The following is a 12,590-nucleotide window of genomic DNA, read 5'->3' on the forward strand; positions in this document are numbered from 1 at the left end:
AGTCAACTTTATTTTTTAGCATTCTGAATCAGCAAAAATCCACACAAGTTGTTCTTTAGTTATGCTTTTAAATAGTGCTCAATCACTGTCGTCCAGTAACTGATATATAGGGTATTGCTTTCACTGTTTGTCTTAAACCGTTGCCAGTTAAGCCATCTAGCGAGCCGACTATCTTATCATAATGATTTGAATTGTCAAGCTTTTTTATAATTTGTTTCTTCAAGTTAACTGCGTTATTTATGTGTAATCTACACACCAATCACTGCCAGCTCGTCTTGTGTGGGCGTATTATAGACGCTTTAAATCTTGAGTCAACCGCTTTTTAAAAGGTTTTTTGATTTATTTTAGTGCGCATAAAAAACTGTATTTTTTTCAATGGGTTAGGTTTCTGTTGCTTTAGCAGGTCTAGAGAGGGAATAGAAGTATGCTCTTCATTATATTTTATCCTAGCAAAAATATTTAGTTCCAGTAGGTATGTGTTCTTTACTATCTTTTAGCTTTATTCCTTATTACTACAGTCCCCTCTATACTTGTACTTTATAACTTACCCATTTTTTCAAAGAACGCTTTATACGCAGCGACTTTTTTATCTAAGGCTAAAGGATAAGCACGTGAGGTCGAAGGCAACCTATATAAAGTGAGATTATTCACATCTGCATTTTGATTATTATCATTTTGCCATTGGTAGGGATAATCCATACTTTGATTGGTTTTAGGGTATTTTGACTTAGCTGGTGGCTTAGCTAGTAAGTTGAGTAATACCTCAGTTGCCTTACCGCCCGTGGTAAATAAGGTTTGAACTTTGGGTACTTGTGACAAGATATTATCTAGATCAACTGGTGTGACGACTGTTAAGTTTTTATCTGAGGCATTACCGGTTTCACGAATCGCTTGTTTTACTGTCGGACAAGAAGCTATACCACGCTCAAACATAAAGGTGCGAATATGCTCAGGATCAAAGCGCTTTTCTTCCCCTACCCGAAAGTAATTTACATCGTCAAAAAATACACTGCCATAAATACGCCACATATCATTATAAAAATTTGGGTAGTGAAATGGCATTGCCCATTTATCAGCGGTCGGTGGAAAAGTGCCCATCATCATTACCGTAGCATTAGGCGGTAAAACTGGGGCAAACGGATGAGTTTCTACTGCTTGGACTTCGGATAATACTAAGCTGTTATCCGTTTTATGAGTATTATTATGGGTGTAAGATGGTTGTGTAGTCATAAGATTCTTCATCAGAAAAGCGGTTTTTTTGCTATCATAGCAAGCCTAAACACGACTTCATTTATTAGAACGCTATTATAGTCAAACATAGTCGGCTTAAATAAAACTAACCCTGTTATAAATATATTTGGCTTACTTTATTATCAAAGCATTAAGCTTACTATTTGTGAGATAGATATAGGGTTGAAGTGCAGTAAGTGTTTGTAACTTTTATACTAATGGCAACCGCAGTAACTGCGCAAGCATCAGACAAAAAACCAAGAGAATATTTATGAGCGACTTAAAAATTACCGTCATCGACCACCCGTTAGTCCGTCATAAACTCAGCCTCATGCGCGAAAAAGACTGTAGCACTTATAAGTTTCGCACCTTGACCAAAGAGCTTGCACGCTTGATGGCATATGAAGCAAGTCGCGATTTCGAAATCGAAACCTTCCCAATGCAAGGCTGGTGTGGTGAAATCACTGGTGAGCAAATCATCGGTAAGACCGCAACGATTGTACCTATTTTACGGGCAGGTATTGGCATGTTAGACGGGGTACTCGATTTGATTCCTACAGCAAAAATCTCTGTCGTGGGTTTGCAACGTGATGAAGAAACCTTACAACCTGTGCCGTTCTTTGAAAAGTTTGTTAGCCACATGGACAAACGCCCAGCCCTTATCATTGACCCAATGTTAGCCACTGGCGGTTCTATGGTTGCGACCATCGAGATGCTAAAGAAAAATGGCTGTACCAATATTAAAGCATTGGTATTGGTTGCCGCACCTGAAGGCGTCCGTGTCGTTAATGAAGCACATCCTGATGTGACTATCTATACTGCCGCACTAGACAGCCATTTGGATGAGCACGGCTATATCATCCCAGGTCTTGGCGATGCGGGCGATAAAATCTTTGGTAAGCAATTATTAAACAAGTAAGAAAAAGCAGATAAATCAAGACAAGCCTTCGTCGTCGTAAAACCCATGACACATGTACAAAACATCAATGATAAGGATATAAGATGAACGTATTGATTACAGGAGCAAGCGCTGGTTTCGGTAAAGCGCTAGCCGAGCGTTTGGTTGCCAACGGTCATCAAGTGATTGGTTGTGCCAGACGCCTCGATAAGCTCAATGCTTTGGCAGAAACTTTGGGCGAGGCATTTTTGCCCGTGGTTATGGATGTGAGTGACACGGCGGCGATCCCGCAAATCATTGCGGACTTGCCTGACAACTTTAAGCAAATCGATGTCTTGGTAAATAATGCTGGATTGGCACTCGGTACAGAACCTGCGCACAAGGCCAATCTTGATGACTGGATGCGTATGACTGATACCAATGTGAAAGGGCTGATGGCGCTAACCCATGCGGTCTTGCCAGCGATGGTGGCGCGCGATAGCGGTTATGTCATCAACGTTGGTTCGATTGCTGGCAGTTGGCCTTACTACGGTGGTAACGTTTACGGTGCGACCAAGGCCTTTGTAAAACAATTTAGCTTAAATCTACGCGCGGATCTCATCGGTACGCAAGTGCGCGTGACTAATTTAGAACCGGGTAATGTCGCGGGTACTGAGTTTTCAAACGTGCGTTATCATGGCGATGACGATAAAGCCGCCAAAGTTTACGACGGCTTTAAAACCATGACCGGCGATGATATTGGCGATATTTTATTATGGCTGATTGAGTCGCCTGCTCATATTAACGTCAATCGTTTGGAGGTTATGCCGGTTGCGCAAACTTATAACGGGTTGACGATTGCTAAGCAAGATTCGTAGATGTTTATTAGCTTATTAACGTAACTCATAAAACCGAAGCAATATAGTCTCATCTATATTGCTTCTTTTTTTGCTTTTAACATGCATCTCATTGACCAAGCGCAAATCCTGAAAGTCCAAAATCAATACTTCATTACGCAAACGCTCGCTGGTACGTTTATTGTGACGTATCGGAAATCCTAAAACTTGCTTACCCCTAATCACTATCTGATTAATAATCATAGTCGGATTATTAGTGGTAGATTTTACACTTAATTTTTGAGCATTAATGATTACGGTTGCAGGATTAATAGTTGTGCTTAAAACCTTTGTTTGACGCACGCTTTTTAGTAAATCGCCTGCAAAAAACAATACTTGCTCTAGCGGTAAATACTGGGCATGACGCATTAACTCCTGACGAAATAATGCTGGCATATCACTATTAAAACTGTCTTCTGTTTGCTGAGAGAACGCCGTAAAGTTACGATGTAAGTAACGTCCAAACACGCTGCTATTAATCCATTCTTGATAAATATCATTAGCTAGTAACTGCCTAGTGAAAGCATCGGCATCTGGCGTAATATCTGCTATCAGCATTGCCATCAATAGCGCCTGCGGATTGGTAAATGTTTGCTGCTGCCAAAGTTGTGGATATAGGCTGCTATCAAGCAGTGGTAACGTCAGCTTGCCCATAGACTGATATCCTTATATTTTATCTACTTGCCAGTAAATCTAATGGTTACAGCGCATCATAGTAGATAGTCTTACTGCTACGCTACTTTCACCGCTAAGCAAATTCTATGCTATGTTCAATTACCTACTTTAATATAGTAGGCTTTTATTATTGAAATATAAACTTTTGCTACGATGCGTTTTGGCTAAATCGACTTTATAAAACCGCTTGATAAAAACAAGGGACATCACTTCATGCAGTCAAACTTACTTGCTTTGCTTGCTAACTACCAGTTGAAAACGATTGATATTGCTTTAACTGACGGTACGCTGCTACCAGTGTCAGTCATAGGCAGCGGCAAGCCTGTAATATTACTGCATGCTTATGGCATGGATGCGCGTGAGTTTTTGCCATTTATTTTACCCTTGGTTGGCAAATATGCATTTTACCTGCCGCACTTACGAGGATTTGGCGCCGCAAAAGATATCGACCTCACCCAGTTTGATTTTGTGCGCCAGTATGCCGATGATATCAGCGTCGTTATTGAGCAAATTTGCTTGGCGCGTAATATATCATCGTTGCCAGTTGCTGCTATTTCGATGGGGGCGCAAGTGATGTGGGCGTATTTTGAGCGTTATGGCTGCACGAAAGTCAGCCGTTATTTGAATATTGACCAAAGTCCTGCTATCCATAATCAGGCTAATTGGCAAGGTGGATTGTTTGGTGCGCGGCAGCAAGAAGTATTCGATATCTTTCACGACGTAATTAATAGGACTTTGCCTTACGCTGAAACAAAAAGCTTTGCCCACCTGCCCTTTTATCTTAAACGTCATGCAACGGATGTTGAACGACTGTTTTCTCTCTTATCCGTCAATCGCACGCGCTCGAAAGCGTTTATACAAGTGATGACTTATAAAAATGACCCCAAACTTGCGCTTTATAAACACAGTATTTGGCATCATAAAATGCGCTGCTTACAAGCCTATTTGACATTACCCTATGACTTTCGCGGCGCGATAGAGCATGTCACTATTCCAGTGGTCAATCTGATTGGCGGGCGCTCCAAACTCTACGATGCTAAGTGGCAGCAACAAGTCACCCAAATACTACCCAATGCTCGCGAAGTTGTGTTGCCGCGTTCAGGTCATGCGGTACCAATGGATGAGCCAATTGGGTTTTATAAAGTATTAAAAGGGTTTTTGCAGAGTTAGTTGTTCATTTATATAAAAAAAGCGACCCGTTGAGGTCGCTTTTTATTTGAGCAAAAAATTTTAAGCATTTTAAGCATTTTAAGCATTAATCAGCTAATGCTTTGGTCAGCTCAAATCGTGGCACTTGCTTACCCTCAACTTCAACCGTTTCAGAAAACATAGATAACGGTCGTACCCATACGCCATACTCACCGTATAGACAACGGTAAACGACTAGCATTTCTTCCGTTTCGGAGTGCTGCGCGGTATGCAAAACTTGGTATAGGTTGCCTTTATAATGGCGGTAAATACCTTGAGGGATGTTTTTTTCTGTCATGATTCACTCCTAATTTATACCTTAAGTACATAAGCTAAATGCTGTCTTGCTGTATTCAAATAACAGAAATAAATAAGGTCGACCATCAATGTCGACCCTATTTTTATTCTCGATAGCTTATCCCAATAACCTATTAAGCTATCGTCACTTTTGCATAAGCCTTCTTACCTGCTTGGATAACGACAGTCTGACCAGAACTTAAGCTAAAGCCCGCATCGACTACTTCTCCATCTACTTTGACCGCGCCACGCTTGATCATATCTTTAGCAGATGAGCTGTTTTTGGCAAGCTCTGCTTGGTTTAAGATTTGGGTGATAAATAACGCATCAGCGCCTTCTAAATCTAGCGTCACTTCTGGTAAATCGACTGGTAATTCGCCATCGGCTAATACGTTGCCTGCTGATTTGTGCGCATTGGCGGCAGCATCAGCATCGTGAAAACGCTCAATTAATTCTTCAGCAAGGATACGTTTGATTTCTTGTGGATTGCGACCGTTTTCCATCTCGGCCATTAACGCTTCGACTTCTTCCATCGGCTTAAAGCTTAGAAACTCAAAGTAGCGACGGATTAAGGTATCAGGCATCGACAATAATTTTTGGTACATAGTGCCCGGTGCATCATAAATACCAACATAGTTATTCAGCGATTTAGACATTTTATTAACGCCATCTAAACCTTCCAAAATCGGCACAGTGATACAAACTTGTGGCTCTTGACCGTAGCGACCTTGTAGGGTGCGACCCATCAATAAGTTAAAAGTTTGATCCGTACCGCCAAGCTCGACGTCAGCTTTTAGCGCGATAGAGTCATAGCCTTGCACCAATGGGTAGAGAAACTCATGGATAGCAATTGGCGTTTGCGCCGCGTAGCGTTTAGAGAAATCATCGCGCTCAAGCATACGTGAGACAGTCAATTGGCTAGAAAGCTGAATCATATCGCCCGCTGACATATCTTTAAACCATTCAGAGTTAAAGACGATGCGGGTTTTTTCTTTATCCAAAATTTTAAATACTTGCTCAGCATACGTTTGAGCGTTGACTTTGATTTGCTCATCGGTCAATGGCGGACGCGTGCTATTTTTGCCAGAAGGATCACCAATCTTGGCAGTATAGTCGCCGATTAGAAAATAAATCTCATGACCCAAATCTTGAAAATGCTTCAGCTTATTAATCAGCACAGTATGACCCAAATGCAAGTCAGGCGCAGTGGGATCAAAGCCTGCCTTGATACGTAGCGGGCGATTCAGTTTTAACTTCTTAACCAAATCTTCTTCAGATAGGATTTCTTGCGTACCGCGTTGGATCAGAGCAAGCTGTTCTTCTAGGGTGTAGGTTTGCGTGGTCATGATGATCTCTTTATTGTCTTTATTAAAAGGGTAATACGTTTGGACTATTTATCCCAAGCCCCAAAATACAATTAGCGGCGTCAAACTCGTTTAGTCTACTAGATGTAATACTTGCTCTATCTAGTACTTGCACTCGTTTTCCTTGCTACTCTGATTTTTGGGAACGGGATTAAAGTTTCGTAGCCAGTAAAAGATGTTAGAATTTGAGAGATATACTAGCGTTTTTTAAGGTAAATTGCCATGACCAAGCCCGTATCGATTGACGATATTCAGAATAATCCTGACTCAGATTTAAGTTTAGATATGAGCTTAGATAGCCGTCTAGATAATATTGACGATTTAAACTATGCCACCTTGACCGATGCGCTGGAGCAAACCGTGTTTGAAAACTTCGATGATGGTTTATATATCGGCATGATGTCTGGCACCAGCTTAGACGGGATGGATGCGGTTCTTTGTCAATTCGCTGGTGAAGAAGATAACCAACAACCGATGCGACTGTTAGCGACTCATAGCCAAGAGTTCCCGCCACGACTACGTAAAGTGTTATTAGCCTTATGTCAGCCTAATGGTGTTCAAGAATTAGTACCCGAAGAGGGTGAACCAAATAGTGAGCTAGACTGGTTCGGTTGGGCAAGTAAAGAGTATGCTGAATTTGCCAGCGACGTGGTCAATAATTTATTACAGCAATCACATACTGATGTAGAATCGGTGTTGGCGATTGGCTGTCACGGTCAAACGGTACGCCATCGTCCGCAAATGGGTTTTAGCTTGCAATTAGTCGATGCCAATATCATTGCTGAACGTACTGGCATTAGCGTCGTCAGCGATTTTCGCCGCCGCGATATGGCCGTTGGTGGTCAAGGAGCGCCTTTGGTTCCTGCTTTTCATCAAGCATTATTTGCCACCCCTGATAGCACACGCATATTATTAAACTTGGGCGGTATTGCCAATATCACTGTCTTGCCAGCCAATGATAGTCCTGTGATTGGTTATGATACCGGTCCTGCCAATTTATTGTTAGATGCGTGGACGGCATTACATACTGATAAAGATTATGACGCTGGTGGCACTTGGGCGCAGTCTGGACAAGTGGTTGAGCCGCTATTGAATCAGCTGATAGAACATCCGTTTTTTGCGCGAACGTATCCAAAAAGCACAGGGCGTGAAGATTTTAATTTAGCATGGCTACAGGATGAGCTGCAAAAGTTCGATCAGGCATCTGCCCATATCCGCTATTCGTCAGCGGGTGTGCAGGCAACGCTCACTGAACTGACAGCGATGAGTGCAAGTATGCAAATTAATATGTTTATTAATCCTCATGAAAATAGCTCGGTTTACGTCTGCGGTGGCGGTGCATTAAACGATTATTTAATGACACGCTTGCAAGCCCATCTGCCCCATTGCACGGTAGAAACCACCGCCAGTTTAGGACTGAATCCAGCGTGGGTCGAAGCCGTCGCCTTTGCATGGTTAGCAAGACAAACATTAATAGGTAAAACGGGTAATTTGCCAGCTGTAACTGGCGCTAATAAAGGCGTAGTCTTGGGTCAGGTTTGTTTTGCCTGACTGGTCAAATTTTAGTTTACACACGTGCACTTATGTGTTTTATAATGAATTCTGAAATACCCTCCTCTTAGGACTCGTAAGTATAGGATCTATCGCATGAGCCAACACAGCAGTTCACTTACTGATCAAGCTACCAATGATGCTAGCGCAATACCAAAGCATCAACCGCGTCAGAAACCACCGCACTATGAGCGTACTGATGATATGCGCGTCGTAGTTACAGGTATGGGTGCTATTACACCACTTGGTTTAGACGTTGATAGCTCATGGACAAGCCTACTTAATGGTGAGAGCGGTATCGCAACTATCAATCATTTTGATGCTTCGGACTATCGTGCTCAAATTGCAGGCGTTGTCAAAAATTTCGATGCCAAACAATACATGAGTGCCAAAGACGCACGCCGCTATGATGAATTCATTCATTATGGTATTGCTGCCTCTGCCATGGCATTAAAGGACGCCGGCTTTATCGATGAGGTAAATGCTGCTGACGCGCCTGTGCAAGGTGTCGACCAAGAGCGCTTTGGTATTATTTTGGGTTCAGGTATTGGCGGTATTCAGACCATTGAAAACAGCCGCGATATGCTGCGTGAAAAAGGCGCTACAAAAGTTTCTCCTTTTATTATCCCAGGTTCTATTGTAAATATGGCGGCAGGACTGGTGGCGATTAAACATACCTTAAAAGGTCCAAACCTCGCGACATCGACTGCCTGTACCACTTCTACACATGCTATGGGTCTAGCCGCACGTTTGATTGCTTATGGTGACGCCGATGTCATGCTGGCTGGGGGTAGTGAAAAAGGTTCAAGCCCACTTGGCATGTCAGGTTTCGGTGCCATGCACGCACTCTCAACTCGTAATGACGAGCCAACCAAAGCCTCGCGTCCATTTGACAAAGACCGTGATGGTTTTGTACTCGGTGATGGCGCTGGGATGGTGGTACTAGAAAGCCTCGCTCATGCCAAAGCACGCGGTGCAACCATACTCGCTGAACTGGTTGGCTTTGGCATGAGTGATGATGCCAGCCACATCACGGCACCGCCTGAAGATGGCAGCGGGGCGGCACGAGCGATGCGTAATGCACTAAATGATGCAGGCATTGAGCCATCGAGTGTTGGTTATGTCAATGCTCATGGCACCAGCACCCCTGCGGGTGATGTCGCTGAATCGATTGCTATTGAGACCGTTTTTGCGCCAGTCAAAGACCGCATTTTGGTCAGCTCAACCAAATCCATGACTGGCCATTTGCTTGGTGCCGCGGGTGGTGTTGAAGCCATATTCACCGTCCTTGCCCTACAGCATCAGCATGTGCCACCCACCATTAACTTAGATAATGTGGAAGACAACTGTAACCTAGACTATGTCGCCAACCAATCGCGCAAAGTTGAGAATCTACAGTATGCGGCATCCAATAGCTTTGGCTTTGGTGGTACTAATGGCTCGTTAATATTCGCGCGGTGGCCAGTGAATCGTTAAGGGCCACAACTCAGCACATCGGTCGTTGTAACCTTGGTGTCAGATTTGCTACGTTTGTCCACTTGCAGCCCCTTATCGTATTTGCGTATGATAAGGGGTAATTTTTGGAACATTTATGGACGATACCATGTCAAGCTACTCATTTTCTCATCAGTTTTATCAGCGCTGGACGTGTGCGCCTGAACCTATTCGCGCAGCAATTACCCAAGAGCTAAAAGACATCACCACCTTACTGCAAAACGATACACCGTTTGAAAGCTTTGTGTTTAATACTCATGACTTGGATGCCCATATCGATGAGCTCTATGAAAACCATGAAGCGGAGCAAGCCATCGCTAAAGCCATTACTGACAAAAAAGCCGAAGAGCAAGCAACTGCCGAAAAACAGCATCGAGAAGAACAGCAAAGAGTAAAAGCGGCAGAGGATGCCAGATTAAAAGAAGAAGCCAAACTTCGTGAAGCATCAGATACCGCGCAAAAAGAACAACAGAAAAATGAGCAAATAGCCACTGAGAAGAATAATCTTGCCGATAAAGTGACCGCTATGAATGCCAATGATGCGAACGATTCAGCATCACTAGGTATTGATAACAGTGTTGAAAAAAATCAAAGCGTTGAAAAATCAGCTGCTACACAACCTAATGCTGATAACAACTTTGTCACCAGCTCTGAGAACAAAACCATCAGTGAGCATGCTCATGTCGCTAATGACAAAAATAGCAATGATGAGCACAGCGTAAAAGCAGTCAACGACAAAGCCAGCGCCGCCATCAAACTGGCCCTGAAAGACGCAAAACTGAGTACCACGCATCAAGAGCTGATCCGTGAGCTGGAAATGCAAATTGATGATTATCTCAGTGAGCAAATGATGCTGATGTCTGAGAATTTAAAATCTTGGTTACGTGCTGAAGTGACCCAGAATCTAAGCGAAGATAAAGCAGGAACTAACAAAGAGTCGCAAAAAAGCTAAACGCTGCTTCCTTAGGAATAAGTTCTTAGTAATAAAAAATCCCCGTAAAGTTTACGGGGATTTTTTATTTTAGATTCGCAGATATAAGCATTTACTTTAGATAGCCTTAGTACGCTCAGTCAACCAGTCAAGTGCCGCGCCTTCAACACGGTCTTTTAGCTCCGCATAGACTTGGCTATGATAATCATTAAGCCAATCAATCTCGACTTGAGTTAATAATGCAGGCTCAATTAAACGGGTATCAATTGGGCAATAAGTGATGGTTTCAAAGTTTAAGAATTGACCGAATTCCGTCTCAGTAGGATTGGCAACTGGTGTGTTAACCACCAAATTCTCGATACGAATACCCCATTTGCCTTCGCGGTATAAACCTGGCTCATTACTGGATATCATACCTACTTTCATCGCGCGCTCTTTCGGCGTGCTGGCACTATAAGCAATCACTTGTGGACCTTCATGGACGTTCAAGAAATAACCAACGCCATGACCTGTACCATGACCATAATCCATCTGAGCTTGCCACAATGGCGCACGGCATATCGCATCGATTAACGGTGAGGCGATACCATCAGGGAAATGCGCTTTGGCCAACGCAATATGGGCTTTTAGCACGGTGGTGAAGTCACGCTTGTGCTCGCTGCTTACGTGTCCAATACCGACCACGCGCGTGATGTCGGTCGTACCGTTTTGGTACTGAGCGCCTGAGTCAATGAGTAGTAAACCACCTTCACCTTCGTTGACATCTAAGTAGCTAAACTTCTCTGGCGTTGCGCGGTAATGCGGTAATGCACCATTTTCATTAAAGCCTGCAATCGTTGGAAAACTTGGTGAGACATAATGCGGCTGCTGACTGCGCACGTCGATGAGCATACTATCGACGTCCAGCTCACTTAAGCGTTCACCGTCTGCTAAGCGCTGCTCAAATGCGGCAAAAAACTCACTTAATGCAGCACCATCTTGACGCATGGCTTCACGTACATGATCAATATCAGCATCAGATTTAACCGATTTTAACAAAGTGCTTGGCGCCATTTGCTCAATAAAACCTATTCCGTCTGCCATTTTAGATAGCGTACCCACTGCAACTTTACTAGGATCTAATAGCAATAAGTCATCAGCAGTCAATGTCCCCAATGCATCTTGCACAGCGTCATAATCAGCAAGGGTGATACCGCTGTCTTTCAAGCTTTGTACAATATCTGCGCTAACCTTATTATTATCGACAAACAAAGTCGCTATTTCAGCATCAATCAGCATATGTGCCAAAAATACAGGATTATAGTCAACATCAGCGCCGCGTAAATTGGTCAGCCAAGCAATATCGTCTAAGCTTGAAAGCAAGTGATGGGTTGCGCCTGCCTCAACCATACCTGCGCGTACAGCGGCAAGTTTTGAAGTAGCAGATTGCGCGACAAACTGCGCATCGTGTTGATATAAACTGGCAGTTGGTAGCGCTGGACGATCGCTCCATATTTCTGTCAATACGTCACGCTCAGTGATTAACGTAATGTCATTGGCATCAAAGGCATTTAACAATCTATCTTGTTCAGAGATAGACAATACATTGCCATCGACTGCCACGCTATCGCCCTCCGCCAAATGCTCGGCGAGCCAATCAATATGATTCGGCTGACCCGGTGCAAGCTTCTCTAAGCTAATACCTGTACCTTCTAATTGGTCAGCGGCGTGTACCCAATAGCGGCTGTCCGTCCATAACCCAGCAAAATCAGCGGTAACAACGAGCGTACCGACTGAGCCTGTGAATCCTGATAACCATAAACGCGCTTGCCAATATTCTGGCAGATACTCAGATAGATGAGGATCAGCAGACGGTACGATAATCGCGGTCAGGTCTTGTGCTACTAATGCCTGACGTAAACTGTCGATACGATCGTGGATGCTTTGTTTATTCATAAAAAGTGTCCTTATTGATTTTAAAAAAATGAGATTTGAAAAAATCATATTGTGAGGCGACTATGGATAGTCGTCTTATTTGAGCAAGTAAAACTGTTTTAAGCGTTTGTTATTTACCATTCATTGAATGCTCAGTATCTAAACCTAAGTAA

General features: G+C 43.3%; 11 protein-coding genes. 6 read left to right on the forward strand and 5 right to left on the reverse strand.

Annotated elements, in window-relative coordinates:
• Positions 1–537: 537 nt before the first annotated feature.
• Positions 538–1,104 carry a DNA glycosylase gene (locus JMX93_RS11890; RefSeq protein ID WP_499204891.1) on the reverse strand — a complete coding sequence of 189 codons (567 nt, stop codon included), beginning with the start codon at positions 1,102–1,104 and terminating at the stop codon, positions 538–540.
• Between the two features lie 397 nt (positions 1,105–1,501).
• Between JMX93_RS11890 and upp the strand changes: the two genes are divergently transcribed.
• Both upp and JMX93_RS11900 read left to right on the forward strand, forming a co-directional pair.
• Positions 1,502–2,149 carry a uracil phosphoribosyltransferase gene (upp, locus tag JMX93_RS11895; RefSeq protein WP_193011157.1) on the forward strand — a complete coding sequence of 216 codons (648 nt, stop codon included), beginning with the start codon at positions 1,502–1,504 and terminating at the stop codon, positions 2,147–2,149.
• Between the two features lie 83 nt (positions 2,150–2,232).
• The gene (locus JMX93_RS11900; protein WP_499204838.1) at positions 2,233–2,985 is read left to right on the forward strand and encodes an SDR family NAD(P)-dependent oxidoreductase; all 753 of its coding nucleotides are present in this window, start codon (positions 2,233–2,235) and stop codon (positions 2,983–2,985) included.
• A gap of 15 nt (positions 2,986–3,000) precedes the next feature.
• Here the strand turns inward: JMX93_RS11900 and JMX93_RS11905 are convergent, their stop codons facing one another.
• On the reverse strand, positions 3,001–3,657 hold the full coding sequence (locus JMX93_RS11905; protein ID WP_499204839.1) for a hypothetical protein: 657 nt from the start codon (positions 3,655–3,657) through the stop codon (positions 3,001–3,003).
• Between the two features lie 234 nt (positions 3,658–3,891).
• Between JMX93_RS11905 and JMX93_RS11910 the strand changes: the two genes are divergently transcribed.
• Positions 3,892–4,848 carry an alpha/beta fold hydrolase gene (locus JMX93_RS11910; protein WP_499204840.1) on the forward strand — a complete coding sequence of 319 codons (957 nt, stop codon included), beginning with the start codon at positions 3,892–3,894 and terminating at the stop codon, positions 4,846–4,848.
• 85 nt (positions 4,849–4,933) lie between these two features.
• Here the strand turns inward: JMX93_RS11910 and JMX93_RS11915 are convergent, their stop codons facing one another.
• Positions 4,934–5,164, reverse strand: a complete 231-nt coding sequence (locus JMX93_RS11915; RefSeq protein WP_499204841.1) for a DUF1653 domain-containing protein — start codon at positions 5,162–5,164, stop codon at positions 4,934–4,936.
• A gap of 133 nt (positions 5,165–5,297) precedes the next feature.
• Positions 5,298–6,509, reverse strand: coding sequence for a tyrosine--tRNA ligase (gene tyrS, locus JMX93_RS11920; RefSeq protein ID WP_499204842.1), 1,212 nt, complete (start codon positions 6,507–6,509; stop codon positions 5,298–5,300).
• Positions 6,510–6,749: 240 nt separating this feature from the next.
• Here tyrS and JMX93_RS11925 point away from each other — a divergent pair, with 240 nt between their 5' ends.
• The 3 genes from JMX93_RS11925 to JMX93_RS11935 all read left to right on the forward strand — a co-directional run bounded on the left by JMX93_RS11925 (position 6,750) and on the right by JMX93_RS11935 (position 10,524).
• Entirely contained in the window at positions 6,750–8,078 is a 1,329-nt protein-coding gene (locus JMX93_RS11925) for an anhydro-N-acetylmuramic acid kinase (protein WP_499204843.1), read from the forward strand.
• Between the two features lie 96 nt (positions 8,079–8,174).
• Complete coding sequence (fabF, locus tag JMX93_RS11930) at positions 8,175–9,554, forward strand: beta-ketoacyl-ACP synthase II (protein ID WP_499204844.1); 1,380 nt, start codon at positions 8,175–8,177, stop codon at positions 9,552–9,554.
• 115 nt (positions 9,555–9,669) lie between these two features.
• A complete protein-coding gene (locus JMX93_RS11935) occupies positions 9,670–10,524 on the forward strand; it encodes a hypothetical protein (RefSeq protein WP_499204845.1) in 855 nt (284 codons plus the stop codon).
• Between the two features lie 96 nt (positions 10,525–10,620).
• Here the strand turns inward: JMX93_RS11935 and JMX93_RS11940 are convergent, their stop codons facing one another.
• Positions 10,621–12,438 carry an aminopeptidase P family protein gene (locus tag JMX93_RS11940; protein WP_499204846.1) on the reverse strand — a complete coding sequence of 606 codons (1,818 nt, stop codon included), beginning with the start codon at positions 12,436–12,438 and terminating at the stop codon, positions 10,621–10,623.
• Between the last annotated feature and the right edge of the window lie 152 nt (positions 12,439–12,590).

Origin of the sequence: Psychrobacter muriicola 2pS, from assembly GCF_904846535.1 — a bacterium.
GTDB classification, from domain to species: Bacteria; Pseudomonadota; Gammaproteobacteria; order Pseudomonadales; family Moraxellaceae; genus Psychrobacter; species Psychrobacter aquimaris.

Excerpts from the sequence above, each read along its gene's own strand:
- JMX93_RS11890 (WP_499204891.1), bottom strand. The coding sequence starts at position 1,104 with ATGATGATGGGCACTTTTCCACCGACCGCTGATAAATGGGCAATGCCA.
- upp (WP_193011157.1), top strand. The coding sequence starts at position 1,502 with ATGAGCGACTTAAAAATTACCGTCATCGACCACCCGTTAGTCCGTCAT.
- JMX93_RS11900 (WP_499204838.1), top strand. The coding sequence starts at position 2,233 with ATGAACGTATTGATTACAGGAGCAAGCGCTGGTTTCGGTAAAGCGCTA.
- JMX93_RS11905 (WP_499204839.1), bottom strand. The coding sequence starts at position 3,657 with ATGGGCAAGCTGACGTTACCACTGCTTGATAGCAGCCTATATCCACAA.
- JMX93_RS11910 (WP_499204840.1), top strand. The coding sequence starts at position 3,892 with ATGCAGTCAAACTTACTTGCTTTGCTTGCTAACTACCAGTTGAAAACG.
- JMX93_RS11915 (WP_499204841.1), bottom strand. The coding sequence starts at position 5,164 with ATGACAGAAAAAAACATCCCTCAAGGTATTTACCGCCATTATAAAGGC.
- tyrS (WP_499204842.1), bottom strand. The coding sequence starts at position 6,509 with ATGACCACGCAAACCTACACCCTAGAAGAACAGCTTGCTCTGATCCAA.
- JMX93_RS11925 (WP_499204843.1), top strand. The coding sequence starts at position 6,750 with ATGACCAAGCCCGTATCGATTGACGATATTCAGAATAATCCTGACTCA.
- fabF (WP_499204844.1), top strand. The coding sequence starts at position 8,175 with ATGAGCCAACACAGCAGTTCACTTACTGATCAAGCTACCAATGATGCT.
- JMX93_RS11935 (WP_499204845.1), top strand. The coding sequence starts at position 9,670 with ATGGACGATACCATGTCAAGCTACTCATTTTCTCATCAGTTTTATCAG.
- JMX93_RS11940 (WP_499204846.1), bottom strand. The coding sequence starts at position 12,438 with ATGAATAAACAAAGCATCCACGATCGTATCGACAGTTTACGTCAGGCA.